The organism is Streptomyces thermovulgaris, assembly GCF_002155915.1.
In the GTDB taxonomy this organism is placed as follows: domain Bacteria; phylum Actinomycetota; class Actinomycetes; order Streptomycetales; family Streptomycetaceae; genus Streptomyces; species Streptomyces thermovulgaris.
The window spans coordinates 39,412-55,297 of the sequence record NZ_MUME01000011.1; the positions used below are offsets into that span (position 1 = coordinate 39,412).

General features: G+C 72.7%; 17 protein-coding genes and 1 pseudogene. 5 read left to right on the forward strand and 13 right to left on the reverse strand.

Features of this window, described 5'->3' with window-relative positions:
- The first annotated feature begins 38 nt into the window (after positions 1-38).
- Positions 39-254 carry a dodecin gene (locus CCN35_RS01060; RefSeq protein WP_067388583.1) on the forward strand — a complete coding sequence of 72 codons (216 nt, stop codon included), beginning with the start codon at positions 39-41 and terminating at the stop codon, positions 252-254.
- A 22-nt stretch (positions 255-276) separates the two neighbouring features.
- Here CCN35_RS01060 and CCN35_RS01065 read toward each other — a convergent pair whose 3' ends face one another.
- Positions 277-768 (reverse strand): phosphatase domain-containing protein, encoded by a 492-nt coding sequence (locus CCN35_RS01065; RefSeq protein WP_086791217.1) that lies wholly within the window; start codon positions 766-768, stop codon positions 277-279.
- A gap of 91 nt (positions 769-859) precedes the next feature.
- On the opposite strand from CCN35_RS01065, the gene CCN35_RS01070 reads away from it, so the two are divergent.
- Positions 860-1,093 carry a hypothetical protein gene (locus tag CCN35_RS01070; protein ID WP_086791219.1) on the forward strand — a complete coding sequence of 78 codons (234 nt, stop codon included), beginning with the start codon at positions 860-862 and terminating at the stop codon, positions 1,091-1,093.
- 41 nt (positions 1,094-1,134) lie between these two features.
- Here the strand turns inward: CCN35_RS01070 and CCN35_RS01075 are convergent, their stop codons facing one another.
- From CCN35_RS01075 to CCN35_RS01105, 7 genes are all read right to left on the reverse strand, one after another.
- Entirely contained in the window at positions 1,135-1,677 is a 543-nt protein-coding gene (locus CCN35_RS01075) for a TspO/MBR family protein (RefSeq protein WP_086791221.1), read from the reverse strand.
- A gap of 178 nt (positions 1,678-1,855) precedes the next feature.
- The gene (locus CCN35_RS01080) at positions 1,856-3,346 is read right to left on the reverse strand and encodes a sensor histidine kinase (protein ID WP_067388834.1); all 1,491 of its coding nucleotides are present in this window, start codon (positions 3,344-3,346) and stop codon (positions 1,856-1,858) included.
- Between the two features lie 74 nt (positions 3,347-3,420).
- Positions 3,421-4,125 carry a response regulator transcription factor gene (locus CCN35_RS01085; RefSeq protein ID WP_067388577.1) on the reverse strand — a complete coding sequence of 235 codons (705 nt, stop codon included), beginning with the start codon at positions 4,123-4,125 and terminating at the stop codon, positions 3,421-3,423.
- Positions 4,126-4,177: 52 nt separating this feature from the next.
- On the reverse strand, positions 4,178-5,116 hold the full coding sequence (locus CCN35_RS01090; RefSeq protein WP_236560523.1) for an ABC transporter permease: 939 nt from the start codon (positions 5,114-5,116) through the stop codon (positions 4,178-4,180).
- A complete protein-coding gene (locus CCN35_RS01095; protein WP_086791223.1) occupies positions 5,113-6,099 on the reverse strand; it encodes an ABC transporter ATP-binding protein in 987 nt (328 codons plus the stop codon). Before CCN35_RS01095 ends, CCN35_RS01090 begins: the two co-directional genes overlap by 4 nt.
- Before the next feature lie 464 nt (positions 6,100-6,563).
- Complete coding sequence (locus CCN35_RS01100) at positions 6,564-7,073, reverse strand: hypothetical protein (RefSeq protein ID WP_067388573.1); 510 nt, start codon at positions 7,071-7,073, stop codon at positions 6,564-6,566.
- A gap of 420 nt (positions 7,074-7,493) precedes the next feature.
- Positions 7,494-8,222, reverse strand: coding sequence for a GntR family transcriptional regulator (locus tag CCN35_RS01105; RefSeq protein ID WP_067388572.1), 729 nt, complete (start codon positions 8,220-8,222; stop codon positions 7,494-7,496).
- Between the two features lie 122 nt (positions 8,223-8,344).
- Here CCN35_RS01105 and deoC point away from each other — a divergent pair, with 122 nt between their 5' ends.
- The gene (deoC, locus tag CCN35_RS01110; protein ID WP_067388570.1) at positions 8,345-9,100 is read left to right on the forward strand and encodes a deoxyribose-phosphate aldolase; all 756 of its coding nucleotides are present in this window, start codon (positions 8,345-8,347) and stop codon (positions 9,098-9,100) included.
- Here deoC and CCN35_RS28820 read toward each other — a convergent pair.
- From CCN35_RS28820 to CCN35_RS01135, 5 genes and pseudogenes are all read right to left on the reverse strand, one after another.
- Positions 9,097-9,891 (reverse strand): hypothetical protein, encoded by a 795-nt coding sequence (locus CCN35_RS28820; protein ID WP_201450797.1) that lies wholly within the window; start codon positions 9,889-9,891, stop codon positions 9,097-9,099. The two genes, deoC and CCN35_RS28820, sit on opposite strands and share 4 nt — an antisense overlap.
- A gap of 316 nt (positions 9,892-10,207) precedes the next feature.
- A pseudogene (locus tag CCN35_RS29095) lies at positions 10,208-10,315 on the reverse strand (MerR family transcriptional regulator); the annotation flags it as partial.
- Positions 10,316-10,438: 123 nt separating this feature from the next.
- The gene (locus tag CCN35_RS01125) at positions 10,439-12,082 is read right to left on the reverse strand and encodes a hypothetical protein (protein WP_067388568.1); all 1,644 of its coding nucleotides are present in this window, start codon (positions 12,080-12,082) and stop codon (positions 10,439-10,441) included.
- Positions 12,083-12,923: 841 nt separating this feature from the next.
- Positions 12,924-13,688, reverse strand: a complete 765-nt coding sequence (locus CCN35_RS01130) for a DUF1990 family protein (protein ID WP_236560522.1) — start codon at positions 13,686-13,688, stop codon at positions 12,924-12,926.
- 34 nt (positions 13,689-13,722) lie between these two features.
- Positions 13,723-13,935 (reverse strand): hypothetical protein, encoded by a 213-nt coding sequence (locus CCN35_RS01135; protein ID WP_067388566.1) that lies wholly within the window; start codon positions 13,933-13,935, stop codon positions 13,723-13,725.
- A 123-nt stretch (positions 13,936-14,058) separates the two neighbouring features.
- On the opposite strand from CCN35_RS01135, the gene CCN35_RS29100 reads away from it, so the two are divergent.
- Together CCN35_RS29100 and CCN35_RS01145 are read left to right on the forward strand one after the other, a co-directional pair.
- Positions 14,059-14,913, forward strand: coding sequence for a DUF1990 domain-containing protein (locus tag CCN35_RS29100; protein WP_245862955.1), 855 nt, complete (start codon positions 14,059-14,061; stop codon positions 14,911-14,913).
- Entirely contained in the window at positions 14,910-15,797 is an 888-nt protein-coding gene (locus CCN35_RS01145) for an SDR family oxidoreductase (protein ID WP_086791225.1), read from the forward strand. The genes CCN35_RS29100 and CCN35_RS01145 overlap by 4 nt, the downstream gene beginning before the upstream one ends.
- The last annotated feature ends 89 nt before the right edge of the window (positions 15,798-15,886 follow it).

Sequence of the window (15,886 nt, forward strand, 5' to 3'; positions counted from 1 at the left end):
CCCAGCCGCAGTCCCAGTCCGCCGGGAGGAGCACCCTGATGACCGAGCACACCTACCGGGTCACGGAGATCGTCGGCAGCTCGCACGAGGGCCTCGACCACGCCATCCGCAACGCCGTCGCACGCGCCTCGCAGACCCTGCGCAACCTGGACTGGTTCGAGGTGACCCAGATCAGGGGCCAGATCGAGAACGGCCGGATCGAGCACTACCAGGTGGGCCTGAAGGTCGGCTTCCGGATCGAGGACCCCAGCTGACACCGGCCGGCACCGGGACCGCTCAGGTCCGCCCCTCGCGTTCCTGCGCGGCCCTCAGCGCGGCCGACGGATCCGCCCAGCGGGCGCGCAGGACGCGGAACCCCGCCCGCTCCGCGTCCTCGCACACCAGCTCGTCGTCGTCCACGAGGACACGGATCTCCCGGTGGCGGGCGAGCCGGCGCAGGATCTCCAGCTTGGTGCGGCGGGCGGGCCTGCGGTCGGCGTTGCCCCGCGTGTACAGCCGCCCCTCGGGCAGCCCGTGCGCGGCGAGCCAGTCCAGCGTGTCCCGGCGGCACCGCTCGGGCCGCCCGGTGAGATAGACGATCTCGCACTCGGCCGCGCTTCTTCGGACCAGGTCGACGCCCTGCTCGAGCGGCGGGTCCGCGGGCGCCGCGGCGAAGAAGGCGTCCCAGTCGCGCGGCCGGCGTTCGAGGAACCGCTGCCGGTGCGCGGTGTCGGCGAGGGTGTTGTCCAGGTCGAACACGGCGAGCGGCCGTTTGCTGCTGTCCGTCACGGCCCCAGCGTAGTGCGGCCCTGTGCAGGGGTTTTCCGGGGGCGTCCCCTGTCCGGATGCGAGCCGGGAGCCCGCGCCCGATGCTGGGTACATGCCCGGATCACTGCCCGTGGTCGTGTACCCGCCCTCCCCGACGGGCGGCCGGCGCGTGCGGGTGAACGGCGAGATCCTGGGGCTGGCCCACAGCGTCACGGACGTCGCCGAGTTCCTGCACCGCGCGGGCCTGGAGATCGAGCCGGCGCAGGTCGTGGTCTCCCCGCTCATCGACTGGCGCGGGGGCGGCCCGGACTACTGGGGCCCGGAGCCGGGAATCCCGCCCGGCTGACCCCGCGGAAGAAGCACGCACGAGGTGTGCGGCGGGGGTGCCTACGGCCGCCGGGAGCGGTTGCGGTCGACGATGGAGGCGTTCAGGGCCGTCGCGAAGGCGCACCAGGCGGCGTAGGGGACGAGGGTCCCCGCCGCGGTCTTGTCGACGCGGCCGATCCGGCGGACGAGCCGGGCGTTGCTGAGGTCGAGCAGGAGGACGTCGGCCAGCGCCGCCCCGGGGCTGCGGCGGGCGAAGAACAGCCGGGTCCACCCCGCGTTGAGCACCAGGTTCGCCGCCAGGTCGGCGAGGAGCCGGCCGCGGTGCGGGGTTTTTGCGAGCGCGCGGCCGGCGGCGTAGGCGATGGCGGCGTAGAGCGGCGGCCACACGATGCCGAACGTCTGGGGCGGCGGCTGCCAGGGCGGCTTGCGCAAGGACGTGTACCAGCGGCTGTCCGAGTCGACGGCCCGGGCTCCTGCCACGGCCGTGGCGGCCACGGCCGCCGCGGCGGCGCCGTACCGCAGCCAGGGGCCGGTCCGCCGGGTCCGCTCCGGGGTCCGCCGGGTCCGCTCCGGGGGGCTGTCGTGCTTGCTGATCGGTGTCATGCCTCCCCGTCTTCCCCGGTTCCGTCCGCTGTCACCGGAACCGGTGCGGAAACCAGGGGCGCCGGCGCGCCCGGCCGGTGCGGCTCCGCACGGCACGGGCCGAGGGCTCCGGGCCCTCGCGGGCGCACGGGCGGGGACTCCTCCGCTCGTCCGTCCGGCTCTCCGGCCGTCCGGCCGTTCAGCCGTGCAGGGGGAGCAGGATGCGGAAGGTGGCGCCCTCGCCCGGGGCCGTGCGGACCTCCACCCGGCCGCGATGGGCCGTCACCAGGGAGTGGACGATCGCGAGACCGAGACCGGCGCCTCCGCTCCGGGTGCGGCCGCGGGAGTCGTCCGCACGGTAGAAGCGGTCGAACACCCGGGCGGCCTGCTCCTCGGACATCCCCGGCCCCTCGTCGTGGAGCTCCAGGACCGCCAGGCCGTCCCGGGTGCCGACACCGATCCGGACCGGGGTGCCGGGCGGGGTGTGGGCCACCGCGTTGCCGACGAGGTTGGAGGTCACCTGCCGCAGCCTCTCCTCGTCGCCGAGCACCGGCGCGCCCCCGGGCGGGCCGCCGCCGGGGCCGGTGAGGGTCACGGGGCGCCCCGGATCGAGCGCACGCAGGTCGTGCAGGGCGTCGACGGCCAGGGTGCGCAGGTCCATGGGGGTGAGACGGAGCGGGAAGTCCGCGGTGGCGTCGTGCTCGTCGAGGCGGGCGAGCAGCAGCAGGTCCTCCACCAGCCGGACCAGCCGTGCCGCCTCCCGCTCGATACGGCTCATCGCGGCGTCGACGTCGGCACGCTCGGGCATGCCGCCCATCCGGTACAGCTCGCTGAACCCCTTGATGCCGAAGAGGGGGGTGCGCAGCTCATGACTGGCGTCCGCGACGAAGCGTCGCATGCGCTCGGCGGTGGCGGCCCGGGCGGCGTCCCCCGCCTCGATCCGGTCCAGCATGCCGTTGAGCACCGTGGCCAGCCGGCCCAGCTCGGTGCGGGAGGCGGCCAGCTCCGGGATCCGGCGGGAGAGGTCGCCGTCCGCGATGGCCGCCGCGGTGGCCTCGATACGGCGCAGCGGACGCAGCCCGGCCCGCACCGCGATCCAGCCGACCGCACCGAGCAGGGCGAGCACCAGGGAGTCGATCACCAGCATCCGGACGCCGAGCTGCCCGACCGTCGCCCGCACCTCGGCGAGCGACCCGGCGACGACGACACTGCCACCGTCCGCGGCCCGGCCCTCCTGCCCCGTCCGCGCCCTGTCCGGTCCGTCGAGAGGCCGGGCGATCACCCGCCAGGCCGCGCCGCCGTCGGCCGCCGGGACCTCGAAGGGCCGGCCGCGGCGCTCCCCGACCGCCGCGGCGTCGAGCACGGGCAGCTCGGGGGCACTGCGCTCGGCCTGCCGGACGACCCGCCGCACCCGGCCGTCCGGGCCGAGATAGGCCAGGTGGACGTCGGCGATCACCTGCTGTGCGGGGGTGTCGCGCATTTCTTGCGGCACCCGGTCGCGCAGGGCGTCGGACAGGTCGTCGAAGCGCGCCGCCACCGTGACGGCGGCGTGCAGCCGGTTGTCCAGCTGCTGCACCAGGTCCCGCTCGAGCAGGGTGATGAGCAGGATGTTGCTGCCGAGCAGGGCGGCCACGAGCAGCAGCAGGGAGATCACCAGCAGCCGGACGCGCAGCGAGAGCCGGCTCCACAGCGCGAACCGGTCACGCGGCGCGGACCGGCCGCGCGGTGCGAGACGGCCGCGCAGTCCGCGCGGGGCGGTGTCGCTCACGACCGGGGCCTGCGCAGCACATAGCCGGTGCCGCGCACCGTGTGGATCAGCCTCGGCCCGTCCTCGTCCTCCACCTTGCGCCGCAGATAGCTGATGTACGAGGTGACGATGCTGTCGTCGCCGCCGAAGTCGTACTGCCAGACCATGTCCAGAAGCTGGGCCTTCGACAGCACCTGTCCGGCGTTCTCCATCAGCACCCGCAGCAGGCTGAACTCGGTCGGGGACAGATGCACCGGGCGTCCGCCCCTGGTCACCTGATGGCTGTCGGGGTCCAGTTCCAGGTCGCCGACGACCAGCCGGCCGTCCGCCTGCCGGCCGCTGGTGCGGCGCAGAATGGCCCGGATGCGCAGGATCAGCTCCTCCAGGTTGAACGGCTTGGTGACGTAGTCGTCGCCCCCCGCCCTGAGCCCGCCGATGCGGTCCTCGGGCGCGTCACGGGCGGTGAGGAACAGCACCGGTGGATGCCCCGCCGCGGCCGGACGCCCGCCGCGCAGCCGGCGGACGACCTCGAAGCCGTCGACGTCGGGCAGCATCACGTCGAGGACGATCAGGTCGGGACGCTGCTCCCGCACCGCTTCCAGCGCCTGCGCGCCGGTCGCGACCGGGACCACGGCGAAGCCCGCGAGGCGCAGGCTGGCGGACAGCAGTTCACGCAGCGTCGGGTCGTCCTCCACCACCAGCAGCCGTTCCGGAGCCGTCATACCGTCCTCGATTCCGCCTCCGCCCGAGCATCCACTTCCTGCCTCCCGCCCGTTACGCGTCACGTTTGTGGAAGACGACGAACGCCGCGGTCAGCAGAGCCGCGACACAGCCCGCCATGACGGCGAGTCCGGCCCACGGGCCCAGCAGCGCGGGATCACGGTAACTGGTGATGATCTGCCCGCCGGCCAGGGGCGGCCAGTACTTCACCATCCAGTCGCCGACCCCGCCGGGCAGCGCCGGCGCGAACGCCTGCACGATCAGCAGGACGCCGAACAGCGTCGTCACCGTCGCCGTCGTGCTGCGGATCATGGTGCCGAGCGCCAGCCCGAACAGTGCGGCGAGCGTCAGATAGAGTCCGCAGCCCACGATGCCACGCAGCGCCTGGGGATCGGAAAGGGCCAGGTACGGGGCGCCCTCACGGATCAGCATCGCCTGCCCGGCGACGAATCCGGTGAGGGACACCAGCAGTCCGGTGGGCAGCGCGACCAGGACGAGGACGACGGCCTTCGCCGCCAGCACCCGGACCCGGTGCGGCACGGCGGTCAGCGTGCCGACGATCGTGCGGGCCCCGTACTCGGAGGTGATCGTCAGACCGCCGAGCAGGCCGAGCGCGACCTGGGCGAGCAGATAGCCGCGCAGGCCGGTGGCCAGCGGGTCGAAGGCGGCCCGGTCGGCCGCGGACAGGGTCGCGTACTCGCTCCCGGCGGACGTGCCGCTCAGCAGGGCGAGGCCGGTGCAGAACACCAGGGTGCCGAGGACGAGGTGGAGGGTGGACCGCATGGTGCGGATCTTGATCCACTCGGCGTGGAAGCAGTGCGGGAAGGCCGTCCGCCCCGCCGCCGCTCCCGGGCGCGCCCGGTCCTTCCACGACCGCTTCCGCGGCTGCTCCTGCTGCCGGCCCTGCTGCCGGTTCTGCGGCTGGTCCTGCCGGTGATGGTGCGGTGCCTTGCCCCGCGCCGCGGTGCCCGGCCGTACGACGCTCCCGCTCATCGGCTCATCCCCTTCTGCTCGTGCTCGGTGCGGTCGATGTGCTCGGTACGTCCGGTGTCCTCCGTGCTCCGCCCGCGCTCCGTGCTCTCCGCGCGGTACTGGGCGAAGTCGCGGGTCAGGTTCATGAAGGCCTGCTCCAACGAGGCCCGCCGGGGCGTCAGTTCGTGCAGCTCCACTCCCCCGGCGGCGGCCAGCGCACCGATCCTGGCGGCGTCCAGCCCGGTCACCACCAGGCCGTCCGTACCCTCCTCGCGCACCTCGGCCGCCGGTCCCAGCATCCGGCGCAGCATCCGTGTCTGCGGGCTGCGCACCAGCACCTCGCTGCTGGAGTGCGCGTCGATGAACGCCGTCATGGAGGTGTCCGCGATCAGCCGTCCGCGTCCGATGACGACGAGGTGGTCGGCGGTGAGATCCAGCTCGCTCATCAGATGGCTGGACATCAGCACGGCACGCCCCTGGGCGGCCATCCGCCGCATCAGCTCCCGCATCCAGACGATGCCCTCCGGATCGAGACCGTTGAGCGGCTCGTCGAGGATGAGCACCGGCGGATCGCCCAGCAGGGCGGCGGCGACGCCGAGCCGCTGCCGCATACCGAGCGAGAACGTCCCCGTCCTGCGGCGGGCCACGCTCTCGAGCCCCACCTCCGCCAGCACCTCCGCCACCCGGCGGCGCGGAATCCCGTTGCTCGCCGCGAGCGCCAGCAGATGGTGCCGTGCGGTGCGGCTGGGCAGGACCGCACCCGCGTCCAGCAGCGCGCCGACGGCTCTCAGCGGCGCCGGGTGCGCGGCGTACGGGCGCCCGCCGACGGTGGCGGTCCCCGACGTGGGGGCGTCCAGGCCCAGGATCATCCGCAGGGTCGTCGACTTTCCCGCGCCGTTGGGCCCGAGAAACCCGGTCACCTCCCCCGGTCGGACGGTGAACGTCAGGTCGTCGACGGCCAGCACCTCGCCGTAGCGTTTGGTCAGCCCGCGGACTTCGATCATCAATGACTCCAGAACCGATGGTGTGGGTGGTGCGCGCCGTCCTCACGCGCGCCACTCCACGGTGATCCGCGCTTCTGAGGCGGATCTGCGCGAAGCTGAGTGCCTCCTGTGAACCGGACGCCCTCCCGGGCGGAAAACCGGCAGGTCACGGCACCCATCGGCCGGAGACTCACAGAAACTCACAGAAAACAGCCGCCCCCGTCACTCGCGCACGGGGGCGGCTGATACGACGACGTCCGGGCCGGTTCACTCCCGGCCCGGACGTCGGGCATGGAGCAGGTGTTGCACGTCTTCTTGCCGGGCAGGCGGTCAGCGCTCGGCTCGCCGTTGTGCGTGCGGTGTCGGACCGGGGCGGTCGGACGGCGGGCGAAGCGGCACACCTGACCGACCGCCGGTCGGGCGGGACGAGGAGCTGTGACCTGCCGACGGTGGCGGCGCCGGCACGACGCCGCCACCGCTCCGCGTCAGCGGCTGCCGCGGTAGTAGGTGATGTCCCAGTGCGAACCCTCGCGGGCGTAGATGTTCCCCGACGGGGCCTTGTACTGTTTCGCGTTGTCCCCCTTGCGCTTGCCCACGTAGCGGAACGTGCGGGTGATGTACGAGTTCACGCACGACGTCGGCCTGATGTCGACCTTGTAGCCGTTCCAGTGGCTGTACGTGCCGGAGGCGTGCCCCTTCTCCGTGCCACCGGTGATCGTCACGGCGCACTTGCTTGCCTTCTTGAAGTCGATCACGCCGGCGACCGTGCTCTTGTTGATCTGCTCGAAGGAGGTGCATTTGGGGTTGTTCCGGTTGCTGCACCCACCCGACGAGGTCCAGTTGATGCCTGCCCGTTTCAGCTGCTGTGCGGCGGCCGCGTGCGAGTACTTCGCGGGTGCGGCGGTGGCGGCGGGTACGGTCGCTGCCAGCATGCCTCCGGCGAGCAGTGCGGCCGAAGCGACGAGTGCGGCGGAACGGGCCGTACGTGACCTCATGGGCAGAGGCTCCTTTCCGAGTGGTTCGGTTACGTCTGAGGCACTGCCCAGCAGGCATTTCTGACATTCCCTTACAAGAGGGCGCACAGTGGCACTCCGGCGCACCAAGATCCCCGTCGCGCGCGGCCCTGGAGAGCTCTCGCGCCCCAGCTGACGACGTTCGTACGGAGAGCCCTCTGCCACGGCTTCGAAAGGCGGAAGGGATCACAAAGTCCGGGTGACGGGCCCAACCCACGCGGGCACGGCGAACGGTGTGGCGAGCACGAGCGCTCCGCTTCGCACGAGAGCGGTCAGGTCGCCGCCGAACCCGGGCCGCGGGCACGGCCGGGCGGTGTCCCACCGCACCGGGCCTTCGCGAACGGCCTTGAGCGACGCCGGTTTCGGGCTCAGGTGTGTCGGTGCCGCGGGGCGTTCCCGCGGTCAGGCGTCTTCCCCGCGGGCGACGGAGAAGTCGACCTGGAGCGCGTAGCGGTGGGCCACGTAGGAGCTGACCGTGTATTCCAGGGGGGCGCCGTGCTGGTCGGCGATGGAACGGGTCTCGACGAGCATCGGGGTGGCGGCGTCGACGCCGAGTTCGGGGGCGTCGTCGCCGGCTGTGCGCGCGCTGAGGACGGAGGAGCCGAGGGTCGGGTGCAGACCGAGGCGGCGCAGCGCGTTGTGCAGGGAGCCGGTCTCCAGGTCCGCGCCGAGCAGGGCGTCGAGGGAGGCGGGGAAGGCGGCGTGTTCGACGGCGATGGGCAGGTCGTCGAAGAGCCTGACGCGGCTGATCCCGACCACGGTGGCGTCCTGGGCGGGGCCGCCGGGGCAGAGCGCGGCGGCCTCCTGGGGCGAGGCGGGGCGCACACCGGCCCGAAGGACGCGTGAGCGGGGAGTCCTCCCGGCCGCGAGGGCCTGGTCGTGGAAGCTCATCAGGGTTCCGACCGGGCGGGCGGCGGCGGCCCTGCGCACGAAGCTGCCCCGGCCGGGCACGCGTTCCAGCAGGCCGTCGCGTTCCAGCCGGGCCAGGGCCGCCCGCACCGTCATCCGGGAGACACCGAACTCCGCGGCCAGGCGGGGCTCCGAGGGGAACGGGTCGCCGTCGGCGGCCGTGGCGATGCGTCGGCGCAACTGCTTCTCGATGCGTTCGTACAGCGGCTGCGGTGCGGCCATGGCGAGTGCTGTTCCTCCTGGGTCGGCGCGGGTCACGGGTTCCGGCGGGATGCCCGTCGACACCGCCATCCTCACCTGTATAGGCTGTCTAGACAGCTTATGGAGGGCTGGAAGGGAAAGCCATGTCTGTCGCCCCGATCGCCGCCCCGCGCTGGGACGGCCCGCTGCCCACGCTCGAGGAGGCGGCGAAGATGATCGACCACTCGCTGCTGCGGCCGGAACTGACTTTGGCCGAGGTCGCCGCCGGTCTGGAGACCGCGTTGAAGTACCGCACGGCCTCGGTGTGCGTGCGCCCGGCCGATGTCACGACCGCGGTGGCGGCGCTCGCGGGCAGCGGGGTCGCGGTCGGTTCGGTCGTCGGCTTCCCGCACGGCGGGGCGACCACGGCGGCCAAGGTGTTCGAGACCGGTGAACTGGTCGGCCTGGGCGCGCAGGAGATCGACATGGTGATCGACATCGGCCGTCTGCGCGGCGGCGACGTCGCCTACGTCCAGGACGAGATCGCCGCGGTCGTGCAGGCGGCGCAGGGCCGCACGGTCAAGGTCATCTTCGAGAACGCGTACCTGGACGACGAACAGAAGGTCGCCGGGTACCGCGCGGCCGAGGCGGCGGGGGCGGCCTTTGTGAAGACCAGCACCGGGTTCGCTCCGGGCGGGGCGACGGCCGCCGACATCGCCCTGATGCGGCGCACCGTCTCACCGCACGTCCAGATCAAGGCCGCGGGCGGCGTACGCACCCTCGACGCCCTGCTGGAGCTGCACCGCCTGGGCGCCACCCGCTTCGGCGCGACCGCCACCGCCGCCATCCTCGACGACCTCAGGGCCCGTCTCGCCGAGGCCGCGCCCCCGGCGGACGGCGGGCCGGAGAAGCAGGGCTAGGAACGGGCCCTGAAGCACACCAGGGTGTTGCCGCCGTCGGCGAGCAGGGACCAGTACCGAAGGGGGTCCTGGGCACTTGTGCGGCAGTGGGAGGCATTGGCGCCGGCGGGTGCCCGGTACACGGCGGCGACGACGAGGACCTGGTTGTAGGGGACGGGCACCCGGGTGGCGTAGCAGTCCGCCGCCGTGGTGGAGCCGATGGCGGTGATGGTGTTCCCGGACTGTTTGGCGAGCACGCAGTAGTTCTTCACCCAGACCCGGTTGAGGCAGAGGGTCGTGGTGCGGCCGGTGATGGCCGAGTAGTAGCTCCACCTGTCCCGCCCCACGCCCGTCGGGCATGTGATGCTGCTCGTGGCGGTATGTGTCACCTGGAAGAGTCCGGCCCGCTTGCTCCTGCAGGACACCGCGTCCGGCGGGACGGAGACATTCCAGGTGCTGCCGTTCCTGTACACCGGCAGACACGTCCCCCGGACGACCGCCCGGAACGCCTCCTCCCTCGGGTCGGTCGGGTCCGGCTGGGGCTCCGGCTCCGCCCTCCCGGCACCGTCCGAACCGCTCCCCCCACCACCGCCGCCGGTGCCGCCTCCTCCACCGCCTCCGAGTTCGATGCCGGGCACGGGCAGGTCCCCGATGCCGGGTCCGTCCGCGCCGTCGGCCTGACGGGACGCCCCCGGACGGTCGACGGAAGGGCCGTCGCGGTCGCTCACCCCTCTCCGGCTGCAGCCCGCCAGGAGCACGGGTACGAGCAGCCATACCAGCCAGGCCCAGCGTCTCAGGCTCTTGCCCCTCATCCGCATCCTCTTCCCGCTCGTCTCCTCCCGGGGTTGTGAGCGTGACACAACTGCCCGGTGACGAAACGGCATTCGGGCCCTCTAGTACGAGTTCGGGACATTCGTCGAACAGATGTGACCGAACGTCCGCCTGTCCGCCACTCGTTCCGTGTTCAGGGGGACACGACGTCGGGCCGCACGCAGCAGTGACCCGCAGGATGCGGGGACTTGCGGGAGATCCGTCGTGTGCGACTTCTTCCGGCGCCCTGCCCGGGACAGGACTCCGGACAGGGCAGGACGCTGTGGCTCCAGCGCACGGGGCGGCCCAAGTGCTCCGTCCCGCCGGGGCGTTCCGTTCCAGGCGAGCGCGCAGGGTGGCGGCGAAGTCCTCGGCCCGGGCCAGTTGGACCCGCAGCTTCTCCACCTGCTCGGCGGCGGCCCGCCGTGACGCTTCGCCGCCGCACATGAGCGGCCACGCCCCTGCGCAGGCCCCCGCTCCCTTCCTCTCCTGCTCTCCGGCTCCGCGTTCATGGAGCCGGAGCCGTCCGCGGGGTGCCGGCCCGGCCGGTTACAGCAGGCCGCCCAGCGGCAGGGCGCGTTCGGAGAGTCGTCCGCGCAGCTTGTTCTCGCTGATGTCGGCTTCGGCGAGCCAGTCGGCGGTGACCAGCAGATCGGTGTGTTCGCCGATCTGCTCGGGCGTCAGGTTGGAGAACGCGGCGAGCCGGTCCAGGCGCAGCCCGCCGTCCTCCGCGTGCCCGAGCCTGCCGTCGGGGCGGATGTGGGCGGCGGTGTACAGGGCCAGGAGCCGGGTGGCGGCGCCCAGTTTCTTCCTGCGGATCTTCCGGTCGCCCACGACTCTCTGTGCCCAGCCGGAGATCCTCGAGCGGGTGGTCTTGCCGAAGGTGAACGGGCGGGGCTGCTCGGGCAGCAGCGTGGGGACGGTGAACGTGGTGGGGTTCTCGGGCCGGGAGGCCATCACCTCGGCGACGGTGCCGGGCAGGCGCAGCCAGTCGGCCTCGGCCAACTGCTGAAGCACGCGTTCGGCGTCGCCCTGGAGCCAGCCGGTGAGGTCCTGCCCGGTGACGTTCCCGCTGCCGGCGCGCGCGGCCCGCAGGGTGAGCATGAGCACCGCCAGACGTACCTCGGCCTCCGGGCGCGGGGAGTGGGCGGCGACGTGGTTCAGCACGATGCGGGCGTGCTCGGCCTGATGCCGGGTCAGGAGGCGTTCCACCACCGCTCCGCCGTCCAGGGTGCCGACCCGGTTGTGGTGCATCTCGCGGGTGGTCTGCGCGGCTTTCCCGGCCCGCTGTGCCTCCTGCCGCAGGGATTCGTCGCCGGTCACGTCGGCCCACAGGCGGAAGGCGCGGGCCTTGCGTTCGTGGAGTTCGGCGAGGTGGAGGAGATCGGGCTCGGCGCGCTTCTGGTAGGCGCGGAACGCGTCCCCGAGTTCGATGAGCTCCAGGCGCAGGACCTCGGGCTCGAGGTTGTGCGGCACGATCCGCTGTGCGATCTTCCCCCACCGTTTCGCCCGCCGGGGCATCGCACCCGGTGAGGCGGCGCGGGCACGGGCGGCCGACGCCAGTGCGGCGACCGAGGCCGGTGAAGCGCCGACCACGGGGGAAGGGGCGGGCGCGGGGGAAGAGCCGGAGTCGGAGAACACCGCCGCCATGCCGCTGCCCACCGGGCTGCTCACGGTTTTCCGTTCCGCGTCCGTCCTTTCCGCCGTCTGGTCCGGTCCGGCCGGGGCGGTGCGCGCGGGGGGCAGGGCGGTGTCCAGGACACGGCAGCCGGGGGTGGCGGCCGCGCATCGTGCGCACATTTCCGCGATCCGCCACAGCCTTCCGGCACGGTCCGCGTACACCGTCAGGACCACCGGGCCGCCGCAGCGCGCTCCTTCCGCCGGACGTGTGCCGCCGCGCCGTCCGGCGACGGAGTCGGGAATGTGCCAGGCGCAGTCGGCGGCGCGGCAGGCGCACCACGCCTCGCCGCGCGGTCCGCCGTCCTCGCGGATGCGGGCCAGGTGCAGGTTGACGTGCTCGATGGCGGCCTTGCGCCCTGCGGAGGTGCTGGGAAAACGCTGATCGGCGCAGGCCGGGCGGGAGCAGGAGAGCCGGACGATGCCGGCGGAGGGGCGGCCGTCAGGGTCCAGGCGCACCGTCCATACCCGCCCCACGACGCGCTCTTCCTGGCGTGTGCCGGCTTCCACCGTCATATGCGCACCTCTCATGCTTTTTGATCTGTTGCCCCGGGTGCTCCCCATCATCGGGGATACCGCCTCTCGATCCCCGGGGAACGGAACTTTCAGGCCGACGCGCCCTGTTGCTCACCCACCGGTCGGCATCTGCACGGCGTTTCCGGCTCTCGGTCCGGGCCGACGGGTCCCCGGGGCCCGGCGCGGATCCGGGATCAGGGCCGGCCGGCCCGTACGGCTCTTCCCGGGGCTGTGGGCGGGAGCTCTTCCGTGCTGTCCGTGTGAACGGTGAAGCACTCGCCCGGGGTTGGGGGCGGGGAGGGCGAAGAGGGCGCCCCGGGACATGAGTGCTCTGCGCGCCCGGCCGGAGACGGGGCTGCTCCCGGTGTGGTGTCCTCGGCGCCGTGGATGGCCGGTCTCCGGAGCCACGAGCACGGCCGACTCGATTCCGGCACCTGCGCATCCATGGTCGGTCCCATGTCCGACAGTACGTGCCGGCACCCCAGGAGGTTCCGTACTCGTCGGCAAATTCACCTGACTGGGTGATGATCGGACCTGCGCTTCCTTTCGGAATCCCTCGAGTGAGGGACAGGCTTCGACAGCACACCGGGGCACACCGCACACCAGGCCGACCGCCCCCTTCGTACGACCGACCGGCCCTGCACCCGCCTCAAGACGGGCAGGCGGGCAGAGGCATGTACGGGCACGAAAGGACGGTCGAGGAGAACGAGGGGAGCGGGAGGAACAACGAGGGGAGCGGAAGGAACAACGAGGGGAGCGGGAGGAACGAAGACAACACTCGGCACAGGGCGCCCGCCCGCTCCATGACGCCGGCGTACGCACCGATGCGCCGCGGCGGACGTCAGGAAGCCGGCGGCCGGGCGTCGGCGGCACGCCCGGTGGCCCGGCCGGGGGCCACGCGGCGGATCGCCAGCGCGTCCAGGCGACGCATCCTCGCGTCGGAGGGCGCGCACACCAGGTGTCCGACACCGGCCGGGGGCCCGAGGCCCGGGTGCCCGTCGCGCAGCACGGCCTCGACGAAACCCCGCAGACGCTCGCCGCACCGGCGGTAGAACCGCAGCTGGGTGCGGCGGCCGAACAGCCGCCACCCGAGGGAAGTGATCCGGTCCAGAGTGGGAGCGCCCTGCGAGTAGCAGGAGACCACGAACTGCACCTGCCCCGTGCTCTGCCGCTTGACCACCTCGTAGGTGGCCTTGCCGCGCTCCAGGTGCCCCTCCAGGGTCTCGTAGGCCCACCCCCAGACGCGGTCCGTGGTGTCCCGGGTCTCGTCCACCACCTCGGTGATGCGCACACCGCAGTAGAAGTGCATGCCGTGGAAACGGGCCTCGAGCAGCATGTCGCGGCCGAGCAGCGGTGTGGTCGGGTCGTACAGGGCCCGGACGATCTCCGGCGGGGAGAACTGGTAGTCGCGGACCAGCCGGCAGGCGTGTTCCCAGGACCCTCCCGGCTCCGGAGGGCCCGGCCGCTCCCCCGGCAGCACGGTGCGGTAGGTGTCGATGTTCCAGGACGGCCGGCGGACCTCGTCGGCCGAGTAGTTGACGCGTGCGTCCGTGAGTTCCCTCCACGCCCGTACGGTGTCGATCCGCCCGAACGTCCAGTCACCCACGGGAATCACCGGGACCACTCGGATTCACTCAGGTTCACTCGGAGTCCGGCAGTGACTCGCCGATCAGCCACATCGTCGGCGGCCACAGTCCCACGAAGAGCGCGCGGCGCTCGGCGTTCCCCCGCTGTTCCTGGTCGACGGTCTTCGCGCGCACCCACAGCGACACGCACAGAACGATCGCTCCGAGTGAGGAGAGGTGCAGGTGGGTGCGGCGTACGCCCACCCGATGCAGGAGCCGGACCACCATGGGGGCCTCCGGATTCGTCCGCTTGCGACGTCGCCACTTTGTCCCCATCGCTATACCAGGGTATACACGTGTTTATACCTATGTATGAAGTTTCTCCTGTTTAGCCTTCTCAAGGGGGCGCGGATGTCGGAGCCCCGCTGTCCTCGCGTACTCGCCGTGCTGGGGCGGTGGCTCCTGGGCACGGTGCTGGTCACCTGGCGCTATCTCTGGGAGACCACTCCCCTCCGCCGTGGCGGCGAGTGCCGGGGCGACGAGCGGGACCGCCCGCCGCCTCTGTCCCCGGACGTGGTCGACGACCGGTTGCAGCAGCCCGAGGACGGCTGCGGCCCCCTGTACCACCGCCTCTTCCGGGTGAACATCGCCGGGGCCGGCCTCGAGGCGGACCGGCTCATCACCTGGGTCTGCCGGGACTTCAAGCACTTCGTCCCCACGGAAGTGGTCGACATCCACACGGGTGAGCTCCGCGACCACGGCCTGGACGTCGGGGACGAACTGCTGGTGGAGATGCCGGGCCCCTGGAACGGTCCCGTCAGGGTCGTGCACCGCGACGCGCACTCCCTGCGCCTGGCGACCCTGCGCGGCCACATGGAGGCCGGGCAGGTGCAGTTCCATGCGCGGCAGGAGGGCGACCTGCTGGTGTTCGAGATCGAGCTGTGGGCCTGCCCCGGCAGCCGCCTGGTGCACCTGCTGTACTCGCACCTGCGTCTGGCGAAGGAGATCCAGCTCAACATGTGGGTCCGCTTCTGCCTGGCCGCCGTCAAGACCTCGGGCGGGCGTCTGGTCGGCGGAGTGCACATCTCCACCCGCTGGCTCGACCCTCCGGGCAAGGCGCCGGCCCGCTCGCTGCCGCGGACCGGACAAAGCGGGCGGCCCGAGGAGAACCCTCCGGCGCGAAACGGCCCCAGGGCCCGCCATCTGGCGGGAGCGGTCCGTGAGGCGGGCATGAGGCTGGACCGGCGGCGAAGGAACGGCCGGTGACGGGCAGCAGCCCCCTCCGGGGCCGGACCGCCGTGGTGACCGGAGCCGCCCGCGGGCTGGGCGCGGCGCTGGCGCGCGAACTGGCCCGGCGCGGAGCACGCCTGGCACTCCTCGGCCACGAGGGGCCCGGGCTGCGCACGCTGGCGGCCTCCCTGCCCACCCCGGCGCTGGCGCTCGAAGTCGACGTCACCGACAGCACCGCGCTGGGGGATGCGGCAGACGAGGTCCGCGGACGTCTCGGCCGGCCGTCGGTGGTCGTGGCGAACGCGGGAATCGCCGAAGGGGGCCCTTTCGCGACCTCGGATGCCGCCTCGTGGCGCCGGGTCATCGACGTGAACCTGACGGGCAGCGCCCACACGGCACGGGCCTTCCTGCCCGACCTGGTGGCGACGGCCGGCTATTTCCTGCAGGTCGCCTCGCTGGCGTCGCTCGGCGCCACCCCGATGATGAGTGCTTACTGCGCCTCCAAGGCGGGCGCGGAAGCCTTCGCCCACGCACTGCGGGCGGAAGTGGCGCACCAAGGGGTCGCGGTGGGCATCGCCTATCCGGCCTGGACGGACACCGACATGATCCGCGACGCCGAACGGTTCACCGCGATGCACGAGTTGCGCACCCGCATGCCCCCGCTCGTCCGCACCGTCCACTCGGCCGACCTGGTCGCCGCCCGCCTGGCACGCGCGGTGGAGCGCCGCCGCAGCGCCGTCTACGTACCGTCGTGGCTGCGTGTGCTCCAGGTGGCGCGTGCGGCCGTGCCTCCCGTCGTCCTCCGGATGTCCCGCCGCACACTGCCCCGCCTGGACTCCGGACGGCCCCTGCGCGCCACGGGCCGCCTCGGTGCCGGCGGACGCGCCGACCGCGCCGCGGCGGCACCGCACGACGACTGACCGGTGCTCACGCCCGCTCCCCGCGCCGGGCGTGTCGACGGGTGCCCTGACTGCCCCGGTCGTATGTGGTTCTGGTCGTACGCGGCCCT